Source organism: Luteimonas panaciterrae (assembly GCF_020511115.1).
Classification (GTDB): domain Bacteria; phylum Pseudomonadota; class Gammaproteobacteria; order Xanthomonadales; family Xanthomonadaceae; genus Luteimonas; species Luteimonas panaciterrae.
This window is the reverse complement of sequence record NZ_JAJAVH010000008.1, coordinates 30,898-50,812: the sequence shown is the minus strand read 5'-3', so window position 1 is coordinate 50,812 and position 19,915 is coordinate 30,898. Positions and strand designations below refer to the sequence as shown.

22 protein-coding genes, 1 tRNA gene and 1 pseudogene are annotated in these 19,915 nt (G+C 64.9%); 10 read left to right on the top strand and 14 right to left on the bottom strand.

Features of this window, described 5'->3' with window-relative positions; genetic code table 11:
* Positions 1-47: 47 nt before the first annotated feature.
* Entirely contained in the window at positions 48-437 is a 390-nt protein-coding gene (locus LG367_RS11160; protein WP_226469330.1) for an MmcQ/YjbR family DNA-binding protein, read from the top strand.
* A gap of 124 nt (positions 438-561) precedes the next feature.
* Complete coding sequence (locus LG367_RS11155; protein ID WP_226469329.1) at positions 562-981, top strand: PepSY domain-containing protein; 420 nt, start codon at positions 562-564, stop codon at positions 979-981.
* A gap of 40 nt (positions 982-1,021) precedes the next feature.
* Here LG367_RS11155 and LG367_RS11150 read toward each other — a convergent pair whose 3' ends face one another.
* From LG367_RS11150 to LG367_RS11115, 8 genes and pseudogenes are all read right to left on the bottom strand, one after another.
* A complete protein-coding gene (locus LG367_RS11150; protein WP_226469328.1) occupies positions 1,022-1,966 on the bottom strand; it encodes an SdiA-regulated domain-containing protein in 945 nt (314 codons plus the stop codon).
* Between the two features lie 261 nt (positions 1,967-2,227).
* The gene (locus LG367_RS11145; protein ID WP_425490957.1) at positions 2,228-3,445 is read right to left on the bottom strand and encodes an RtcB family protein; all 1,218 of its coding nucleotides are present in this window, start codon (positions 3,443-3,445) and stop codon (positions 2,228-2,230) included.
* A 62-nt stretch (positions 3,446-3,507) separates the two neighbouring features.
* A complete protein-coding gene (locus tag LG367_RS11140) occupies positions 3,508-4,632 on the bottom strand; it encodes a slipin family protein (RefSeq protein ID WP_226469326.1) in 1,125 nt (374 codons plus the stop codon).
* 417 nt (positions 4,633-5,049) lie between these two features.
* Positions 5,050-5,115: transfer RNA gene (locus tag LG367_RS11135), tRNA-Leu, on the bottom strand.
* 7 nt (positions 5,116-5,122) lie between these two features.
* A pseudogene (locus LG367_RS11130) lies at positions 5,123-5,190 on the bottom strand.
* A 737-nt stretch (positions 5,191-5,927) separates the two neighbouring features.
* Positions 5,928-6,332 (bottom strand): DUF3224 domain-containing protein, encoded by a 405-nt coding sequence (locus LG367_RS11125; protein ID WP_226469325.1) that lies wholly within the window; start codon positions 6,330-6,332, stop codon positions 5,928-5,930.
* A gap of 29 nt (positions 6,333-6,361) precedes the next feature.
* The gene (gene msrB / locus LG367_RS11120; protein WP_226469587.1) at positions 6,362-6,829 is read right to left on the bottom strand and encodes a peptide-methionine (R)-S-oxide reductase MsrB; all 468 of its coding nucleotides are present in this window, start codon (positions 6,827-6,829) and stop codon (positions 6,362-6,364) included.
* 142 nt (positions 6,830-6,971) lie between these two features.
* Positions 6,972-7,256: a DUF4031 domain-containing protein gene (locus LG367_RS11115; protein WP_226469324.1), complete on the bottom strand. Its 285-nt coding sequence runs from the start codon at positions 7,254-7,256 to the stop codon at positions 6,972-6,974.
* Positions 7,257-7,452: 196 nt separating this feature from the next.
* Here LG367_RS11115 and LG367_RS11110 point away from each other — a divergent pair, with 196 nt between their 5' ends.
* Complete coding sequence (locus LG367_RS11110) at positions 7,453-7,857, top strand: hypothetical protein (RefSeq protein WP_226469323.1); 405 nt, start codon at positions 7,453-7,455, stop codon at positions 7,855-7,857.
* A gap of 54 nt (positions 7,858-7,911) precedes the next feature.
* Here LG367_RS11110 and LG367_RS11105 read toward each other — a convergent pair whose 3' ends face one another.
* Positions 7,912-8,469 (bottom strand): DUF3016 domain-containing protein, encoded by a 558-nt coding sequence (locus tag LG367_RS11105; RefSeq protein WP_226469322.1) that lies wholly within the window; start codon positions 8,467-8,469, stop codon positions 7,912-7,914.
* Between the two features lie 124 nt (positions 8,470-8,593).
* Between LG367_RS11105 and LG367_RS18635 the strand changes: the two genes are divergently transcribed.
* Together LG367_RS18635 and LG367_RS11095 are read left to right on the top strand one after the other, a co-directional pair.
* Entirely contained in the window at positions 8,594-9,832 is a 1,239-nt protein-coding gene (locus LG367_RS18635) for a DUF418 domain-containing protein (protein WP_226469321.1), read from the top strand.
* A 126-nt stretch (positions 9,833-9,958) separates the two neighbouring features.
* Positions 9,959-10,651, top strand: a complete 693-nt coding sequence (locus LG367_RS11095; protein ID WP_226469320.1) for a DsbA family oxidoreductase — start codon at positions 9,959-9,961, stop codon at positions 10,649-10,651.
* Between the two features lie 152 nt (positions 10,652-10,803).
* On the opposite strand, the gene LG367_RS11090 is transcribed toward LG367_RS11095, so the two are convergent.
* Entirely contained in the window at positions 10,804-11,481 is a 678-nt protein-coding gene (locus LG367_RS11090) for an arylesterase (RefSeq protein WP_226469319.1), read from the bottom strand.
* Between the two features lie 68 nt (positions 11,482-11,549).
* Between LG367_RS11090 and LG367_RS11085 the strand changes: the two genes are divergently transcribed.
* Both LG367_RS11085 and LG367_RS11080 read left to right on the top strand, forming a co-directional pair.
* Complete coding sequence (locus tag LG367_RS11085; RefSeq protein WP_226469318.1) at positions 11,550-12,257, top strand: ABC transporter ATP-binding protein; 708 nt, start codon at positions 11,550-11,552, stop codon at positions 12,255-12,257.
* Entirely contained in the window at positions 12,254-14,800 is a 2,547-nt protein-coding gene (locus tag LG367_RS11080) for an ABC transporter permease (RefSeq protein ID WP_226469317.1), read from the top strand. Before LG367_RS11085 ends, LG367_RS11080 begins: the two co-directional genes overlap by 4 nt.
* Before the next feature lie 32 nt (positions 14,801-14,832).
* Here the strand turns inward: LG367_RS11080 and LG367_RS11075 are convergent, their stop codons facing one another.
* Entirely contained in the window at positions 14,833-15,090 is a 258-nt protein-coding gene (locus LG367_RS11075; RefSeq protein WP_226469316.1) for a hypothetical protein, read from the bottom strand.
* Positions 15,091-15,247: 157 nt separating this feature from the next.
* Here LG367_RS11075 and LG367_RS11070 point away from each other — a divergent pair, with 157 nt between their 5' ends.
* Both LG367_RS11070 and LG367_RS11065 read left to right on the top strand, forming a co-directional pair.
* Complete coding sequence (locus LG367_RS11070; protein WP_226469315.1) at positions 15,248-16,324, top strand: class I SAM-dependent methyltransferase; 1,077 nt, start codon at positions 15,248-15,250, stop codon at positions 16,322-16,324.
* Positions 16,321-17,034 carry a pseudouridine synthase gene (locus LG367_RS11065; protein WP_226469314.1) on the top strand — a complete coding sequence of 238 codons (714 nt, stop codon included), beginning with the start codon at positions 16,321-16,323 and terminating at the stop codon, positions 17,032-17,034. Before LG367_RS11070 ends, LG367_RS11065 begins: the two co-directional genes overlap by 4 nt.
* 4 nt (positions 17,035-17,038) lie before the next feature.
* Here the strand turns inward: LG367_RS11065 and LG367_RS11060 are convergent, their stop codons facing one another.
* The 3 genes from LG367_RS11060 to LG367_RS11050 all read right to left on the bottom strand — a co-directional run bounded on the left by LG367_RS11060 (position 17,039) and on the right by LG367_RS11050 (position 18,650).
* Positions 17,039-17,479: a YcxB family protein gene (locus tag LG367_RS11060; RefSeq protein ID WP_226469586.1), complete on the bottom strand. Its 441-nt coding sequence runs from the start codon at positions 17,477-17,479 to the stop codon at positions 17,039-17,041.
* 99 nt (positions 17,480-17,578) lie between these two features.
* Positions 17,579-18,130, bottom strand: coding sequence for a DUF1415 domain-containing protein (locus LG367_RS11055; protein ID WP_226469313.1), 552 nt, complete (start codon positions 18,128-18,130; stop codon positions 17,579-17,581).
* Positions 18,131-18,167: 37 nt separating this feature from the next.
* Positions 18,168-18,650 (bottom strand): YajQ family cyclic di-GMP-binding protein, encoded by a 483-nt coding sequence (locus LG367_RS11050; protein WP_226469312.1) that lies wholly within the window; start codon positions 18,648-18,650, stop codon positions 18,168-18,170.
* Positions 18,651-18,816: 166 nt separating this feature from the next.
* Here LG367_RS11050 and LG367_RS11045 point away from each other — a divergent pair, with 166 nt between their 5' ends.
* Positions 18,817-19,863, top strand: a complete 1,047-nt coding sequence (locus tag LG367_RS11045) for an NAD(P)-dependent alcohol dehydrogenase (protein WP_226469311.1) — start codon at positions 18,817-18,819, stop codon at positions 19,861-19,863.
* The last annotated feature ends 52 nt before the right edge of the window (positions 19,864-19,915 follow it).

The window sequence follows — 19,915 nt, the reverse complement described above, 5'->3', positions numbered from 1 at the left end:
GTATCGCTCGCGGAAAACGCGCGATGTTCTGTTGAGGTGCTGGGGCGATGGATGTCCGCCAATTGAAAGGTTTCTGCAAGCGCCTGCCCGGCGCCGTCGAGGTACTGCATGAGGCGCCGGCGAATATTCTCAGCTACGCGGTTGGCGGCAAATACTTCGCCTGGTTCAAGACCAGCGAGCCGGAGCGCTGGCGGTTCAGTCTGCGCGTCACGTCGGAACGCTTCCTGGAACTCACCGACATGCCCGGCTGCAAGCCCGCGCGCTTCATGGCGCGCCATCGCTGGGTCACGATCGTGCGTGTCGAACACATGCCGGAAGATTATTTGCGCGAGCTGGTCGAGTGGTCGTATCGCGATGCGTTTGGCCGCCTGACCAAGAAAAAGCAACGGGAAATCTCGGAAAGCATCGCGACGGCATCGAGTCTCACTCGCGACTGATATCGCGACTAAACCGTTCACGTATTCGGCGATCGCATGAACCCGCCCTGCCGCAGGCATGCCGGTTCACCATGAGTTTTTATACGGCAACAGACACTGCAATCCCCATCTCACGGAGATTGCGATGAACAAGATTGCAGTGTTGTCGCTTGCGCTCATCGGCGTCATCGGTACCGCCTCCGCGCAGGATGCGCTGACCCGGCAGCAGGTGCGCGCGAAACTCGAAGCGCAGGGGTACACGAAGATCAACGACGTCAAATTCCGCGATGGTGTGTGGAAGGCCGATGCGCGTAGTGCCAATGGCAACCGTGTCGACATTCGCATTGATCCCGAGACCGGCAACGTCTATCCGGACGAGCAGGTTGCGAATCTGAGCGAAGCAGATGTTCGCGCGCGGCTCGCCACCGCCGGCTATACCAACGTGCATGACGTCGATTACGAGGACGGTATCTGGAACGCGGAGGCCGACGATCCGGCCGGCAAGGACGTCGAACTGAAGATCGATCCGGATTCCGGCAAGGTCATCGGCAAGGAAAAGGATTGATCGCGATCCTCGATTGAAGCGATCCGGGTAGCCGCGCGTTTCAATTGCTGCGTCGCAGGCGATAGAAGAGATTCGGCTCGCTGACGACGTAGATCGTGCCCTGATCGTCCAGCGTGACGCCTTCCGGCTGCGGCGCCGGAAGGCGTCCCATGCTCGAGGCATCGAGCGAACGCCAACTGACGGGTTCGCCCCGCGGGCCGATCTCCACCAGCATCTGCGACTCGTCGCTGAGCAGCAGCAGATGGCGATGGCGGCGATCGAATTCGATGCTGGAGAAATCCGTCGCGAACGGCATCTGTTTCAGCCATCCGGTCAGATCGGTGGTGGTCAGGTCGCCGCCGTTGCGCAACCCGCGGATGGCGTACAGCGCGACCGGCGAGTGTTCCTTGGTGACGTAGAGCGTATCGGTGGCGCTGTCGTAGGCCATGCCTTCCGGACCGTTGTTGTCGCGCTCTCCGGGGGCGAGCGCATACACGCTGGCGGGATTGATGAGGATCGCCTCGCCGTCGCGGCGGGGCAGGGTGGCCACCGCGATGGAGCGTCGTCCCTCCTGCAGCAGCGCGATCCGGTCGTCGCCGAGCCAGGCCAATGCTTCGACATCGGACGCACCGACGAGACGATGCCGGCGCAGCAGCTTGCCTTCTGTATCCAGGATCACCACCTCGCCCGGACGGTTGATGACGCCGATCAGTTCGCCGCGACCGTGGTCGAAATCAAGACCGGAGAGATTGTCTTCAATGCCGGGAATCTCGCGGCCTTCGATGTCGAAGCGGTAACCGGGCAGCCACAGGCTGTGGTCGCGCCATCGCGGCTGATTCCATGCCGAGTCGGGATGCCAGGCCATCCACCAGCGTTGGATGCGGTTTTCGACGTGGTAGAAGCGGATCGCGATGAACAGCACCCAGAGCGACAGCGCGATGCCGGCGATGATGGACAGCCAACGCAACATCCAGCCGTGGCGTGGGCGAGGGAGGGAGGCCGACATGCGGGGCTGGGAAGCGGAAAGGCGGGTACTTTAGCGGTTGGGGGATTACCTTTTTGGTAAATGTGGGCTGGGAATAAAAAAGCCCCTTTCTGCATGCAGGAAGGGGCTAGTGGTCGTGGCTTTGGTTTCTTTAAGTTTGGTGTCGCCGTCCATGGCGAGGCGATGCTGGCTTCGGAACGTCCGGCCCGGCCATTCATGGCCGGGCGTTCGAGGTCGCAGCAGACGCCCTGAGGGCGTCCGCTAGCACGCGGCCTCTCACCCTCACCCCTTGATACACACCACCTGACGCAGGGTGTGCACCACCTCCACCAAGTCGTTCTGCGCGGCCATCACCGCGTCGATCGACTTGTAGGCAGCCGGCGACTCGTCGATCACCGCCTCGTCCTTGCGGCACTCCACGTGCGCGGTGGCCTCACGGTGCTGCTTCAAGGTGATCTGCTTGCGCGCCTGGGTACGGCTCATGACGCGGCCGGCGCCGTGGCTGCAGCTGTGGAAGCTGTCCGCGTTGCCGAGTCCGCGCACGATGTAGCTGCGCGTGCCCATGCTGCCGGGGATGATGCCCAGCTCGCCCGCACGTGCGCCCACCGCGCCCTTGCGGGTGACCAGCAGCTCCTCGCCACCGTGCGTTTCCTTCTGCACATAGTTGTGGTGGCAGTTGACCGCCATCTTCTCCAGCTGGAACTTCGGCAGACGGTGACGCATCTCGTGCAGCACCCGCGCCATCATTGCTTCGCGGTTGGCGCGCGCGTAGTCCTGCGCCCACGACACCGCCTCCACGTAGTCGTCGAACAACGGCTCGCCTTGCATGAAGAAGGCCAGGTCCTTGTCCGGCAGATGGAAGCCGAGCACGCGATGCGCCAGCTGCTCGCGTGCCCGCTCGATGAAGTAGGTGCCGATCAGGTTGCCGGTACCGCGCGATCCGCTGTGCAGCATCACCCACACCGCGTCCGTCTCGTCGAGACAGATCTCGATGAAGTGGTTGCCGCCGCCCAAAGTGCCGATCTGGCGATCGATCTTGTCGGTGCGGATCTTGCGGTGCTTGGCCTTGATCGCCTCCAGACGCGGCATCAGCTCCGATTGCGCCAGGCGCGTCTCAAGACTGTCCGGCAGGCGGCGGTGCTCGCCGCCCGGGCCGTTACCCACCGGCACGCCGCGTTCGATGCTCGAACGCAACAGCGCCAGGTTGTCGGGCAGGTCGCTCGCGCGCAGCGTGGTCCGCACCGCGGCCATGCCGCAGCCGATGTCGACGCCGACCGCGGCCGGGATGATGGCGCCGCGGGTCGGGATCACCGAACCCACCGTCGCGCCCTTGCCCAGGTGCACGTCCGGCATCACCGCCACCCACGGCCCGACGAACGGGATCGCGGCGATGTTGCGCAGCTGCGCATGCGCCTGCTCCTCCAACGGCACGCCGCGCACCCAGCCCTTGATCGGCGTGGTGCTGCCCTCGGTGTGCAGGAATTCGTATTGCGTGGTCATTTCCGTACTCATCTGTTGATTCCTTGAGAATCCGTGTGGCGATTCCGTTCGCCACACGGAGGTTACTGCTTCATCGTCACCAATTGCTTCAGCACGCCATCCAGGCCGCCGAACACGGTGAGCTTGTCGACCTTCTCGGTGACCTTTTCCAGCGCCTCGAGCTCCTTCAGGCGCATCAAGACCGGGCTCTCCTCCACCAGCTTCGCGGTGTTGAGCAGGGAACGCGTGGCGTTCGCCTCCTCGCGACGGCGGATCACGTTGGCCTGAGCCGCCTTCTCCGCCTGCACGACGCTGTTGAGGATGTCCTTCATTTCGCCCGGCAGGATCACGTCCTTCACACCGACGCCGAGCACCTCGAGACCGAACTCGTCGACCTTGCCGCGCACGTAGGCGAAGATGTCGGCGTCGAGCGAAGCCTTGTCGCCGAGCAGTTCGTCCAGCGTCTTGACGGAGACCGCCTTGCGCAGGCCGTACTGCAGCTCGCGGTACAGGTGATCGCCGAACTTCGCCACCTTGGTGCGCGCGGCGACCGGATCGGTCACGCGCATGCTGGCGGCGAGGTTGACGCGCAGCGATACCTTGTCGCGGGTCAGCAACTCCTGGCCCGAAACTTCGACAGACTGCACGCGCAGATCGATCACTTCGGCGACGACATTCTTCCGGAAATTCCAGAAGGCATAGGCGCCGGGCGGCAACACATGCGCGAGCTTGCCGTCGATGAAGACGAGACCGGCGAATTCCGCCGGAACATCCGTCACCGCGGTAACCGAGGACAGGCGGCCGAGCTGACGCAGACGACGCACGACTTCTGCCGGCACTTCGAGGCTGTCGGCCATCGAGATGCGCTGCACCTCGACGCGGACCAGTCCGCGCCAGTACAGCTTGCGCGTGCCAGGTGCGAGCACGTCCTCGAGCTTGCCATTCTTCAGCACGAGACCGACTTCGTCGGTGCCGAGATCGGCGAGCACGAAATTGGCGCCGAGATCGGGGCCCAGGCATGCGATCAGCGCGTCGACATCGCGGCCGGTGTATTCCGGTTGCGCGATGCCATGCACGTTCACCTCGACCCGGTTCAGCGGATCGTAGATGCGGTACACGCCCGCGTTGAGCACACGCTCGAATTGACGGTTGCGATACACCAGGCCGCGCTCGCCGTCGCCGATCACGACCCTTTTGGTCCAGAACATGGCTTTATTTTCCTTGTTGGCTCTGGTGGTCCGATCCATAGGGGAACATCGATGAGAAGGATCGGTTCTCGCATCGATTTTCTGAAGAATCCGTGCATCAAGCGCGCCGTCAGCGTAGTGAGGCGCGAGCTCCTGCGAGGACTCGCATGTAGGGCGGAAACGCCCCTTGACGTCGATATCGAGGGGCGGTCGCGCTGTTCACGCGGAGGCCGATGCGTTCCGGCGCGGCCGCGATGCATTGCGAGCCGCGCGTTCCGGCGTCAGCCCGCGCGTTGCGAGGGCGAAAGCCCGGCGATACCACCGCTGCGTCGTTCCGTTGCACAGATGCGCCGAAGCGCATCGCTTGGCGAAACGCCGCACGGGGCGTTTCCTGGTGAGGGACTTTCGTCCCGAGTCATGACGTGACAGGTCATGTTTTGGAGCGGGAATCGAACCCGCGACAGTCGGTATCTAAAACCGATGCTCTACCCGTCTGAGCTATCCAAGGGGTGACGAACCGGAATCGAACCGGCGACCACGAGCCATTGCTCGCTGCTCTAACCTCTGAGCTACCGTCATCGCGAAACATTTTCTCCCGGCCTCGGGCATACGCCACGGCAGCGCCGCGCGTACCGGACGGGCTGTGGAACCCGTACCGCAGGAAACCGTTCGAATCATGTTTCGCATTGGCGTCTCGTCGAAGACGCCAATTCTTTTCGCGCGATCTCGCTTTTTTATCGGCATGCATCGCCCACCGCCCGTGCCCGGCATCAGGGCACAGCGCATCATGCTGTCGAACAGCTGCGCCTCACAGCGGGAACCTCCTTGTCCTCGGGCATTCCTAGCCCGGATGCTCAGGATGCGAATGATCGTGCATAACTTGTTGACTCCTATGCGGATTCCTCCGCAAAAAACCCGCACATCGATGTGCGGACTGCCCAATAACGAACGCGCAAAAGAAAACGCCCCCGGGTTTTGAATCCGAGGGCGTTCGCGTTCCTCGGAGATCGGGGTGACCGATCTCCGCGAGGGAAAATCAGTCGATGGGAATGAAACCGTCCAGCCGCCCGCCATGGAATGGCAGCGCGTACAGGCCCGCGTCGCGATGTTCGCGCGACGTGCAGAGCTGCATTGCGTTGTTGGGGCGGGGTTTCATGGGAATTCGATGTGTTTGAAAATCGCGGAATGCGAATGGGCGCGCACCTTACGCGTTCGTTTTAAAACGCGCAAGTGTTTTTCAATAATTTTTTTGCGAACCGACGGACGGTTATGTCATGCGGACGAATGCGAATGCATTCGGTCGCCGTGCAGTGCCGTTATTCCACGTCGGGCAGGAGGTATGTGAAGGCGTAGAAATGCTGTCCGTCGCGAATCTCGATATCGAGCGTGCCGGCGATGCCGGTGAGTTCTCCGGTACCCGAATCCGGCACGACGGAGATGCGCAATTGCGGCGCGCCACGATCCATCATGCCGCTGTGCTGCAAGGCGAAGGTGCCGCTGCGTCCATCGAGCGTCGCCGCGACGCGATCCATCGCGACATAGCCGGCCGAACCCTTCACATCGCTGCGCACGGCCAGCATCTGGCCATTCGCGCTGCCGATCATGTCGCCTTCGAAAACCTTCTGCAGGGCCATGCGGCCGATCGAAGGATCGCCGATGCCTTCCTCGGTCGGCAGCGGCGTGATGGTGACGGTGAAGGTGCCGTGTGCGTATCGGGTCATGAGGTCAGAGTCCATTCGATCCAGTCTTTTCAATCCGTTGATCCTGCGACTGCCTCGTCGCGTTGCAGCGGATCGGGCAGGGCGTCGCCTTGCGCGACGAATCCCAGCGAGACCGAGTTGAGGCAGTGGCGTTGTCCGGTCGGCGGCGGGCCGTCGGGGAACACGTGGCCGAGATGGCTGCCGCAGCGCGCGCAAACTTCCTCCACGCGCACCATGCCGTAGCTGTCGTCGCGCACATAGCGGATGTGTTCCGCCGCATAGGGCTCGAAGAAGCTTGGCCAGCCGGTGCCCGAATCGAATTTCGCGTTCGAGCGGAACAGCGGCAGTCCGCAGAAGCGGCAGACGTAGACGCCTTCCCGTTTGTTGTCGAGGAACACGCCGCAAAACGGCGCTTCCGTGCCGTGCGCGAGCAGCACGTGGCGCTCTTCGTCGCTGAGGTTTGCGGTGATCGCGCTGCGCTGCGCATCGCTGGGCGGGGTGAGGTCGAAGCTGCTCATGTCGGTGTGCCGTGGCGTGACGGTGTCGGGAAGTGCCTGGATGGCGCGTTCGCCGGTCTCTCGATTATGCACGCGGACGATGGCGCGTCCATCGTCCGCATGGACAGCCGTGCGAATGTACAGCCGTCCACATGGAGGGTGTTCAGTCCGCCTCGCCGCGTCCTTGCGCGCGCGCGCGGCGGATGACCGCGCGCACCTGTTCGCGATCGCGATGGCGCGAGATGGCGATGGCGCCCAGGCGCAGGGCTTCCTCGCGCAGTTCGGTGGGGACGTCGTAATGCGCGCCGCTGGTCTTGTTCTGGAATGCGCGGCGCGGAATCCCCAGGCGCGTGGCAAAGGCGTGCAGTTCCTCCAGCGTGTCCGCCATCAGATGCGCCCAGCGCCGGCCGCGCCAGCTGATGACGGCATCATCGACGTAGACGCTCATGCGTTCAGCGGGTCCAGGTGGAGGTGGGAGGGCGTGGTCGGCAGTATCGCCGATACCGGTGCGAGGCATGTGCCGATCCGGCAAGCACAGGTTCAACATCGAACTGGTAGTGTCGATCGGGTCATGCAGGGAATGCAGGCGGCCCGTTGAACGGGCATTGTTCCTCCGAGGCCGCTTCCTTTCCGGATGGCATGCCATGAAGCCGTCGTTCGTTTTGTACGGTGCGTTCCTGTTCCTTTCCACAGTGGGTGCCGCTCATGCCGGCGACCTCGATCTGAGCCTGCCCGACAGTACGCGTTTCGGCGTGCCCTATACGCCGCCCGGCACCTATTCCTCGGAAGTGGGAGAGGATGCCACCGCCACGGATGACGGCAAGGCGCAGATCCACGGCAGCTTCACCACCGGCATCGGCTATAGCAAAGGGCTGGGCAGCACCACGTACAACAGTGCCCACATCAACATCGGCAAGACGTTCGGCGACGAACACCCGACGCGATTGAATCTCGATCTGTACGTGGAGAAGATCGACGGACCCGGCGCGGGATATGGCTACGGCTACGATGGCGTCGGGCCGTGGCCCCGCCGCATGCGCATGCCATGACGGCGGCACGCGGCCGCCGTCACTGAGATCGATGGTGTTGGCGAGCCTGTTCGATCAGGCGTCGGTTTGTTTGAATTCCTTGCGTAGCCAATCATCGACCAGGCGCTTCTCGTAGCGCAGCGGATCGATGTTGCTGGGCGATGCGGTGTTGGTCATGAACGACAAATCGCTCAGCTTGCGCTCGCCCTGCGCGATCACCTCGCCGTTGGCGCCGGTGAGCTGGAAGGACACCGTCATCCGCGGCGGATAGATGTCACGGATGTAGCGGATCGAATCGGCATTCGGTCCGTGCCAGGGCTCGTAGTCGCCGGCGCGGCGGATGTCGTGGATGGTGACGTCCAGACGTTCGCCGGGGGCCAGGCGTTTCTCCGCGCGGGTGCGGATGTATTGGGCGATCTGACGCACCCAGTCGCCACGGCGGGCTTCCCAACGGTTGTTGCTTTGCCTGATCTCGGTGAACTTCGCCGGATCGTCCCACTTCACCTCGACGGGACCGGAGGCCGGCAGCTGGCGCGGCTGGTCGGGAGATGTGACGTCGGACACCCTGGCGGCGGCGGTGCCCGCGGACAGCAGGCCGGCGAGCAGCAGCGGGGTGAAAACGGAGGTCTTCATGGCATCGCTCCTTGGCGATATGACTCGATTCTCTGCCTCGGCCCGCTGCCCCGCAATGCACTTCGGTCACGGTCGCGTGGACCGTTGCTTCGCATTCATGGATCGACCCGGTTAAAGTGCCGCGGTGCCGCCAGACGCCCCCATCGCCCCCCATTCCCGCACCGAGCGCCATGAGCTGATCGATGCGCTGCGCGGCTTCGCATTGGCCGGCGTGCTGCTGGCCAACTTGTCGACTTTCTCGCTGTACCAGTATTTGAACGAGAAGGCCCAGGCCGCGCTGCCGACGGCCGGTTTCGACAAAGTGGTGAACGTGGCGCTGCAGCTGCTGCTCACGCACAAGGCCGTCACCGTGTTCTCGATTCTGTTCGGACTCGGTTTCGCGATGCAGCTCGAGCGCGCGCAGGCGCGCGGGGCGGATGGTCTGCGCGTGTTCCTGCGTCGCATGACGGTGCTGTTGGCGATCGGTGTGCTGCACTCGGCGTACTGGTTCGGTGACATCCTGCTGATTTACGCGGCCGCCGGGTTCGCCCTGATCCTGTTCCGGAAGTGGCCGGATCGTTGGCTGGTCTGGGGTGGATTCCTGATCGCGCTCGGCGCGACGGCGGCGCTGCGGCCTGCGCTGATCGCCAGCATGGGGGCGTACATGCCGCGCGAGCAGTTCAACGCCGCCGTGCTGCAAGGATTGTTGTCCCCCTCCTGGGAGGCATCGCTGGGAGCGAACATCGAATCGATCCGGCGCTGGTATCCGATCGGTGGCCTGTGGCTGGTATGTTTCGCGCTCGGTCGTTTCCTGCTCGGCTATTGGGCGGGACGTCGCCGGCTGTTGCAGGAGCCGGAGGCGCATCGGCCATTGCTCAAGCGCATTTTGGCGTGGACGTTGCCGCTCGGCGCGATCGCCACCGGGTTGCAGTTCGCGCAGGCCTCGATCAAGCAGGCCGTGCCGATGCTGGCCGAGGGGCCGGGTGCCATCGCCTGGAGCGTGATCGGCTATGCCGGGCCGCTGCTGTTGGGCATCGCCTTCGGCATCGTGTTCGTGCTGTTGTTCCTGCACGAGGGTTGGAAACGCTGGCTGCGGCATTTCGCGCCGGCCGGTCGCATGGCGTTGACGAATTATCTGATGCAGACAGCTGTCTGCACGGGCGTGTTCTACGGCATCGGCCTGGGCATCGGGCCGAAGTTCGGGACGGCATCCTGGCTGGTGTTGTGGGTGCTGCTGTTTGGCGCGCAGATGGTGGTGAGCCGCTGGTGGCTGGCGCGGTATCGGTTCGGACCGATGGAATGGCTGTGGCGCACGCTGACCTACGGTCGCCTGCAACCGATGCGGCCAGCGACGGCCACGGACCAGCCCGCTACATCGGCTTAGCGTTCGTTCCAACGAAGTCGTAACGCCATGCCGCAACGCTGCGTTGCGGATGCTTCCTTTTTCGAGTGTGCGCGCAGGCGCCTAATAGCACTTTGAATGCACCCTTCGGTGCCCGGAGATTTCCGCATGAACAGTGACGGCCGTCCGTCCATCCGTATCGATTTCGTTTCCGACGTGGTCTGTCCGTGGTGCGCGATTGGTTTGCAGTCGCTGGAACAGGCGATCGCCCGCGTCGGTGATGCGGTGAGGGTCGAGTTGCATTTCCAGCCGTTCGAGTTGAATCCCGGACTGGCGGATGCGGGTGAGGACGTGATCGATCACCTCGTCGAAAAATACGGGATCAGCGAAGCGCAGGTGAAGCAGAACAGCGAGGCGATCCGCGCGCGCGGCGCCGATTTGGGATTTTCGTTCGACATGCAGCGCCGTCGCCGCATCTGGAACACGTTCGATGCGCATCGTCTCCTGCATTGGGCCGAGACGCAGGACCTCGATCGTCAGCGCGCGCTCAAGCACGCGTTGTTGCGCGCATATTTCAGCGATGGCGAGAACGTGTCCGATCACGAGGCGCTGGCACGCATCGCCGCCTCGGTCGGTCTCGATGCAGAACGGGCACGCGAGGTGCTCGCTTCCGGCGAGTACGCCGAGGCGGTGCGCGAGCGCGAGCAGTTCTACACCGGCAACGGCATCAGCGCGGTGCCGTCGACCATCTTCAACGAGCGCCATCTGATCCAGGGCGGACAGCCCGTGGAGCAATTCGAGCGCGTGATTCGGCAACTTTCGGTCGCAAGTGCGGGTGGCGCAGGCAACGGTGCAGCCTAGGGCGTTGCGTAAATCCGCTCGTCATTCCCGCGAAGGCGGGAATCCATGGACTTTACTCGAAGATTGCGGTGCTGGATCGAACGTCCTTGGATTCCCGCCTTCGCGGGAATGACGAGCAAAAGCATTAGGCCTCTCGGTTTCGAGGCTAGTTTCTAGTTCAGCAAGGGCGCCAGCGCGCTCCAGACGTGGTCGCGCAGCTTCGGCTGCGCCGCCGCGATCGGGTGCAGGTTGTCATCCTGAAAATTGCCGCGGTCCGCAGCGATCGGTTGCAGCAGGAAGGGCAGCAGCTCGACGTTGAACAGTTTGGCGAGATCGAGATACACCTGCTCGAAACCTTCCGTGTATTCCGCACCGTAGTTCGGCGGAATGCGCATGCCGATCAGCAGCACCTTGGCGCCGACGTATTGCGAGGCGCCGATCATGCGCGCGAGGTTGCGGCGCATCTCGCGCAGCGGCAGGCCGCGCAGGCCGTCGTTGGCGCCGAGTTCGATCACCACCACTTTCGGCTTCACCCGCAGCACTTCGGCGACGATGCGCGAGGAGCCGCCGGCGCTGGTCTCGCCGCTGATGCTGGAGTTGACGACGCGCCAGGTCGGGCGCTCCTTGGCGATGCGCGCGGCGGTGAGCGAGACCCAGCCCTCATCGGCGGCCAGGCCGTAGCCGGCCGAGAGCGAATCGCCCATGACCAGGACGGTCGGGTTGGCCGGCGCCTGGGCCTTGCCGGCGGCGGTTTCACTGAACTGGGCCTGCGCGGCTACCGTGACCGACAGCAGGACCAAACCAATGGCCCATTGAAACCGTTTGCGCCATGCCGCATAGCTGAACTTCATCGTGCGACTCTCCGTAACGTTCGTCTAACGATCGCCTGCCCTGGGGCGGCGATATCAATGGAATCATCATGCCTGACGCCAGCGCAGCCGCAACTGAAACTGAAACCAGAACCGCTCTGCAAGTCTCGAATCTCGGCAAGCACGTGGCGCTGCCATCGGGTGAATTGACCATCCTCGAGAATGTGAGTTTCACGATCGCGGCAGGCGACACCGTCGCGATTGTCGGCGCCTCCGGCTCGGGCAAGAGCACGCTGCTGTCGCTGATGGCGGGATTGGACAGGCCGAGCAAGGGCGAGGTGCGGCTGGACGGCGCGCCGATGTCGTCGCTGGACGAGGACGGCCGGGCGCGGGTGCGCGCGGAGAAGGTCGGCTTCGTGTTCCAGAGCTTCCAGCTGCTGCCCTCGCTGACGGCGCTGGAGAACGTGATGCTGCCGCTGGAACTGCGCGGCGATGCCGATGCGGAGACGCCGGCGCGCGAAATATTGGAGAAGGTGGGGTTGGGCGGACGGCTCGATCACTATCCGCGTCAGCTTTCCGGCGGCGAGCAGCAGCGCGTGGCGCTGGCGCGCGCCTTCGTGACGCAGCCGTCTCTGCTGTTCGCGGATGAGCCCACCGGCAATCTCGATACGCACACCGGGCAGGCGATCATCGAATTGCTGTTCGCGATGAACGCGGACGCCGGTACGACGCTCGTGCTGGTGACCCACGATGAACATCTCGCCGAACGCTGTAGTCGGCGCCTGCGTCTGGATAGCGGGCGGCTGGTGACGTCATGACCCGGCAGTTGTTGAGCGTGCCGAAGCTGGCATGGCGGCAATTGCGCCGCGATATGAAAGCCGGCGACATCCGCATCCTGTTCGCCGCGCTGGTGCTGGCGGTGATCGCGGTGACGGCGGTCGGATTCGTCACCGATCGCGCCGAACGCGCGCTGGTGCTGGAGGCCAATCGTCTGCTCGGTGGCGATGCGGTGGTGCGCGGCGATGCGCCCATCGGTGACGCCTTGCGTGCGCAGGCGCGCGCGGACGGGCTGCGGCAGACGGAGACGGTGGAATTCCAGAGCATGATCCGGGTCGGCTCCGGCAGTGCCGCGAATCTGCGCCTGGGCGAGTTGCGCGTGCTCGGCGACGGGTTTCCGTTGCGCGGCGCGTTCCGCATTCTCGATGCGCAGGGCGAGCGCGATGCCGGAAGCGTTCCCGCGCGCGGCACGCTGTGGATGAGCCGCGCCGGCGCCGAGGCGCTCGGCGCCAAAACCGGTGACGATGTGGTCATCGGCAACGTGACGCTCAAGCTCGCGGCGCTGGTGGTGCAGGAGCCGGATGCGGCGATGGATTATTTCAACGTCGCGCCGAAGGCCTTCCTCAATCTCGCCGATCTGCCGGCGACCGGGCTAGTGCAGGAAGGCAGCCGCATTCGCTATCGCCTGATCGTCGCGGGCGATGCGCGTGCGGTGGAAGGCTTCGTGCGCACGGCGCGGGCGGAGCTGGCGCGTGGGCAGCGGCTGGAAACCATCAACGATGCGCGTCCGGAAGTGCGTTCCGCGCTGGATCGTGCCGGGCGCTTCCTCGGCCTGGCCGCGCTGGTGTCGGTGGTGCTGGCGGCGGTGGCCGTGGCGATGGCCGCGCGGCGGCACAGCGAGCGGCATCTGTCGGCGGCGGCGGTGATGCGTTGTCTCGGTGCCAGCCAGCGGCGCCTGGTCGGTATCCATGTTGGCGAGATGTTGCTGCTCGGCATCGGTGCGAGCGCGATCGGCGTGCTGATCGCCTTCGTCCTGCAATGGGCGGTGGGTGCGTGGCTGGCGCAGGCGTTGTCGCTGTCGATTCCGCCCGCGGGCTGGCTGCCGGCGTTGCAAGGGTTCGGCGTCGGCCTGGTCGTGCTGATCGCCTTCGCCGCGCCGCCGGTGATGGCGTTGCGCCGCGTGCCGGCGTTGCGCGTGCTGCGGCGCGATCTCGATGCCACCGAGCCCAGCGCCTGGGCCGTGCTGTTGGCGGGGCTGGCCGGGCTTGCCGCGCTGGTGTGGTGGAAGGCCGGCTCCGCGGAACTGGCCGCAGCGATGCTGTCGGGTGTCGCCGCCACCTTCGCCGTGCTGGCACTGGTGGCGGGGCTGTTGATCCTGGTCGTGCGGCGTGTGCGCAAACGTCTGCGCGGCAGCCTGCGCTACGGCTTGGCCAATGTCAGCCGCCGCGCCGGTACGAGCATCGCGCAGATTTCGGCGCTCGGCCTTGGCCTGATGGCTTTGTTGCTGCTCACCTTCGTGCGCACCGATCTGCTCGATCGCTGGCAGGTATCGCTGTCGGAGAACGCGCCCAACCGTTTCATCATCAACGTGCAGCAGGATCAGGTGCGGCCGGTGCGTGAGTTCATCGCCGCGCACGGCATCTCGACACCGGCGCTGGTGCCGATGGTTCGCGGGCGCCTGCTCGAACGCAACGGCAAGGCGGTGCGTGGCGAGGACTATGCGCAACGCGTGGACGCCGATCCCGATGACAATCGTCAGGCGCAGCGTCGCGCCGATCGCGAATTCAACCTGTCCTTCGCCGACACGTTGCGCAAGGACAACGAGATCGTCGCCGGCCGTTTCTGGGAGAAGGGCCAGCGCCTGGCGAAGACCGAACTCTCGGTGGAGGAGCGCTTCGCCAAATCCCTCGGTTGGGAACTCGGTGATCACATCGCTTTCGACATCGCCGGGCAGCGCCTGAGCGGCACGATCACCAGCCTGCGCAGCGTCGACTGGGAAAGCTTCCGGCCGAATTTCTTCGTGCTGGTCTCGCCCGGCGCGCTCGACGGCTATCCGACCAGCTACATCACCGCGGTGAGCGTGCCGCAGGGCGACAGCCGCTTCACGGCGGAACTCGTGCAGCGCTTTCCCAACCTGAGCGTGATCGACATCGACGCAGTGCTGAAGCAAGTGCGCTCGATCGGCGATCAGGTCTCCACCATGGTGCAGGTGGTGTTCTGGTTCTCGTTCCTGGCCGGCGTGCTGGTGCTGATGGCGGCGGTGAGCGCGAGCCAGGACGAGCGCCTGCTCGAAGGCGGCGTGATGCGCGTGCTCGGTGGCAGCCGGCGTCAGCTGCGGTTGGCGCAGGCCTCGGAATTCGCCGCGATCGGTCTGTTGTCCGGACTGGTGGCGGCGATCGCGGCCTCGGTGCTGTCGGGCGTGGTGGCCTCGCGCGTGTTCGATCTGCCGTGGGAGCCGAACTGGACGCTGGCCGCGGCCGGCGGCGGCGCGGGCATGCTGGCGGCGCTGATCGCAGGACTGTTCGCCACGCGTCGCATCCTCGACGCACCGCCGTCGGTCACGCTGCGCGAACTGGACAACTGAGGTGAATCTCTCTCCCGCTAGCGGGTGAGGGGTTAGCTCGGCACGGGTTCGGCCCGAGCGTCGAAACGCCGCGCGTAGCCGCGCTCGCTGGCGATGCGCTCCACGAGCGCGTCGGGCAGGTCGGGCGCGCCATAGACCGCGTAGACGACCGTATCTTCCTGACGGCCGATCTGGTGCAGACGGTAGCGCGACTGCCCGCTGCCGGTCCGGGGTGGGTAGTGCAGTGGTGGTTCACCGCTCATGTCGACTTCGGTGTTGTCCACGACGCCGCCGATGAACAATGCGCGCATGGTCGTTTCCTCGTGAGGGAAGGGATCAGGTGATCCTCGCGCGCTGGATGTTCGACAAACATGAAACCGACATTCGGATTGCGCTGGTGCCGCGATACGCGCGGCCGAGGCGCATCGGGCCTAAAATTGCGTTCATCTCCCCGCGATATGACAGTCCATGCCCGCTCCCCACGGTGATCCCGCGCTCGAAGCCCTGATGCTGCCGTTCGCCGACGGCACCTTGGCGTGGCCGCGCGAGGGCGCGCTGTTCCTGCGCGCGCGTGACGGCTGGCCGCTGCATGCGCGGGCGCTGCCGGGGCTGGTGTGCGAGCAGAGCTTCAAGCCGGAGGCCGCTGCCTTGCAGCGCTCGGGATTCGAAGTGCGCGCGCCGGACGAGGCGACGTATCCACTTGTGCTGCTGCTGCCGCCGCGCCAGCGCGAGGAGGCGCGCGCGCTGTTCGCGCGGGCGCTCGCGCGCCTGCGGCCGGGCGGAACCGTGATCGCGAGCATGCCCAACGATGAAGGCGCGAAATCCGGCCAGGACGATCTGGCGCGCATCGCCGGATCGGTGTCGTCCCGTTCGAAGCACAAATGCAGGGTGTTCTGGGCGCGGCCGCGACAGGCAGGCGACGGCGAGACGGGCGAGGGCGATGCGCAGCTCGCCGCGCAGTGGCGCGATCTGGATGCGCCGCGCGCGGTCGTCGATGGCCGTTTCCTCAGCCGGCCGGGCGTGTTCGCCTGGGATCGCATCGATGCGGCTTCGGCGCTGCTCGCCGAGCACTTGCCCACGGACCTGCGCGGCCGCGCCGCGGATCTCGGCGCAGGCTACGGGTATCTAGCCGTGGAGTTGCTGCAGCGCTGTCCGGGTATTTCGTCGCTCGATCTGTACGAGGCGGAGTCACGCGCGCTCGATCTCGCGCGCACGAATCTCGCGCCGTTCGCCGAACGCATACCGCTCGATTTCCGCTGGCACGATGTCACGACGGGCTTGCCGCAGCGTTACGACGTCATCGTCAGCAATCCGCCGTTCCATGCGCAGGGGCGCGCGGAGCGCCCCGACATCGGTCGCGCCTTCATCGCCGCGGCGGCACAAGCGCTCGTGCCCGGCGGTCGCCTGTGGCTGGTGGCGAACCGGCATCTGCCCTACGAAACGGCGCTCGGTGCGGGCTTCGATACAACGCGCTCCGGCGCGGTGCGCATCGTCGCGCAGCGCGGCGGATTCAAGGTAGTGGAAGCGGTGAAGGCGCGCGCATGAAACCCGCCAGGACGGAAAAACTCGTCAAGGTCATCGCCAATCTCGGCTACGGCAGCCGCAAGGACGTTACCGCGATGTTCCGCGCCGGCCTGATCACCGATGCCAACGGCGAAGTGCTGTACGCTGACGATCGCGTGGCGCCTGCGGACGTGCGCGTCGACGGCGCGCCGCTCGATTCGCCGCAGGGCATCGTGCTGATGCTGCACAAGCCAGTGGGTTACACCTGCTCGACGCGCGATCCCGGACGCGTGGTCTACGACCTGCTGCCGCCTCGTTTCCGGCTGCGGCAGCCGACGCTCTCGCCGGTTGGGCGGCTGGATCGCGACACCAGCGGCCTGCTGCTGATGACCGACGACGGCGCGCTGCTGCACCGGATCATCTCGCCGAAATCGAACCTGCCGAAAACCTACGAGGCGACGTTGGCGCAGCCGCTACGCGGCGACGAGGCGGAAGTATTCGCCAGCGGCACGCTGATGCTGGAATCGGAAACCACGCCGCTGCTGCCGGCGACGCTGGAGGTGGTGTCGCCCACGGTGGCGCGCTTGATCCTCACCGAGGGCCGCTATCATCAGGTACGCCGCATGTTCGCGGCCGTCGGCAATCACGTCGAAGCGCTGCATCGCGTTTCCGTCGGCGAACTCGATCTCGATGGCTTGCCTGCGGGGCAGTGGCGCGTGCTGGCGGCCGCGCAAATCGAACAGCTGATCTAACAACTCATCTGGCCGCGCCGACATGCCCCTGCAGGCGCTCGATCAGCGCGGCGATGTCGAATCCCTGGGATGCGATTGATTTGGGGATGATGTGGAAGATCCTGGGCATTGGATAGAGCAGCACGAACTCGTCGTTCTGACGCCATTTCAGAACGTTCGCCCAGACGAGCTTGCCGTCGGCATGGCTCGAAGCAAAGCGGACGCCGTCCTCGAGCAGTTCGACGGTGAATTCGTCATGTATGGCTTTGTACTTCCGGTAGTGCCGTCTTGCCATCCAGGGGATGGTGACGAACGAAGCCAGCATCACCGCGATACCGCCGACCATGCCGCCAATCGCTCCGGCTCTGGCGAGTGGTGGCCCCCACAGAGCCAGTGCGATCGCGACCAGCAGGATCGCGGCCGCAGTCCAGAGATAACGAGGTGTTGGCTTGGCATGCAGCCGCATCGCGTTCACGTAGTCCTGTTCGGAGACTCGATATCGGGCAGGCATTCCAAGGGTCTCAATTCGGCGATCGACATCGTGTCGCATCGCCTGGGCCAGTATTTAATCTGATTCGCGCCCCAGATTCATCCAACCCTCATGGCCAAGCTTGGTAAGGGTTTCGATATTGCGGGAGACGATGGCATCCGGATCCGGAAACGCCGATACCGCGCGTTCGACGCTGTCCTCGCGCAACAGATGCAACGTGGGCCAGGGCGAGCGATTGGTGTAGTTGGCGATGTCGTCGGGCTCGTTCCCGGCGAACTGGTAGTCGGGATGGAAACTGGCGACCTGCAGCACGCCTTCCAGATCGAGCTCAGCGACGAGCGCGTCGGCGTCGTCGAGGAAATCGTTGTAGTCGAGGAAGTCGGTGAGGACGTGCGGGTGCACGATCAGGGTGGTGTCGATCTCGCTCGCGGGCGCGTCGCGCAGGCGCACGAGTTCGTCGCCGAGGGTTTCCAGCAGGGCCTCGGGCGTGTCGGCGTCGCTGAGCACGTAGCGCACCTGGCCCTTGGCGACGACGGCCTTGGCGAACGGGCACAGATTGAGGCCGATGACGGCGCGCTCCACCCAGCGCTGGATGTCCGCGATCGCATCATCGGTTCTGGTATTCATTCGGATGAGCGCATGGTGCCGACTCAATCGCGCCTGATTAGTCGCGGAAATTATCGAACTGCAACGGCAACTCGAATTCCTTGCCGCGCAGCACGGCGATCGCCGCCTGCAGGTCGTCACGCTTCTTGCCGATCACGCGCAGCTTGTCGCCGTTGATCTGGCTGTCGACCTTGAGCTTGGCGTCCTTGAGCGCGGTCTGGATCTTCTTCGCCAGTTCGCGCTCGATGCCCTGCTTCACGGTCACTTTCTGTCGCGCGCCGGCCAGGTTGGTCTCGATGTCCTCGAAACTCAGGCAGCGCGCGTCGATCTTCCGCGCCGCCAGCCGCGCGCGCAGGATGTCGGTCATCTGCTGGAGCTGGAACTCGCTGGGCGCGGATTGCGTGATCACGGCGTCAGCACGTTCGAATCTCGCGTCCACGCCCTTGAAATCGAAGCGCGTGGACAGTTCGCGATTGGCCTGGTCGATGGCGTTGGTCAGTTCGTGGGTGTCGACTTCGGACACGATGTCGAAGGAAGGCATGGTGGGCGTAAGGTACGAGTGAAGACGTGGCGGGATGCGAAGAGTAAAACACAGATGCCGCGCGTGAGAATGACAGGATTGGGCAAGCCCCCTGCAGCAATGGTCTAGGGGCCCCGGCGGGCGGCGGCGTTATGCTGCACGTTTCCCCCACGAAGAGTCGCTACCCATGCTGAAGACTCCCGCTTATGCCGCCGCCACCGCCCAGTCCCCGTTGGCGCCGTTCGCCGTCGAGCGACGCGAGCCGGAAGCGCGCGATGTCTTGATCGACATCCTCTATTGCGGCGTCTGCCATTCCGACATCCATCAGGCGCGTGATGAATGGGGTGGCTCGATCTTCCCGATGGTGCCGGGCCACGAGATCGTCGGCCGTGTCGCCAAGGTCGGCGCTCAGGCAAGCAAGTTCAAGGTCGGCGACATCGTCGGCATCGGCTGTTTCGTCGACTCCTGCCGCCATTGCGCGCAATGCGAGGCGGGCGAGGAGCAGTATTGCAGCGAGGGCATGACCGCCACCTACAACAGCCGCGAGCGCGGCACCGGCGTGCCGACCTACGGCGGCTATTCGACCCGCATCACCGTCAACGAGGACTACGTCCTGCGCATCCCGGACGGCATCCCGCTCGAGCGCGCGGCACCGCTGCTGTGCGCCGGCATCACCACGTATTCGCCGATGCGTCATTACGGCTTGAAGGCGGGTGACAAGCTGGGCGTGGTGGGGCTGGGCGGGCTCGGCCACATGGCAGTGAAATTCGGCGTGGCGATGGGCGCGGAAGTGACGGTGCTGAGCACGTCGGAATCCAAGCGCCAGGACGCTCTCGAACTCGGCGCGACCGCATTTGCCGTGACCAAGGACAAGGAGACGTTCAAGCGCCTGGCCGGCTCGTTCGATTTCATCATCGACAATGTGTCGGCGCCGCACGACTACAACGACTATCTCGGGTTGCTCAGGACCAACGGCACCATGGTGCTGCTCGGTGTTCCGGAGAAGCCGGCGCCGGTCTCCGCGTTCTCGCTGATCGGTCAGCGGCGCAGGCTCGGCGGCTCGATGATCGGCGGCATCCGCGAGACGCAGGAGATGCTGGATTTCTGCGCCGTGCACGGTATCGCTTCGGATGTCGAGGTGATCGGCATCCAGCAGATCAACGAGGCCTACGAGCGCATGCTCAATGGCGACGTGCATTATCGCTTCGTGATCGACACCAGCTCCCTGACCTGACCAAGGTGGGTGAGGGGGGCGCTTAGCGGACACCCACAAGGCATCTGCTGCG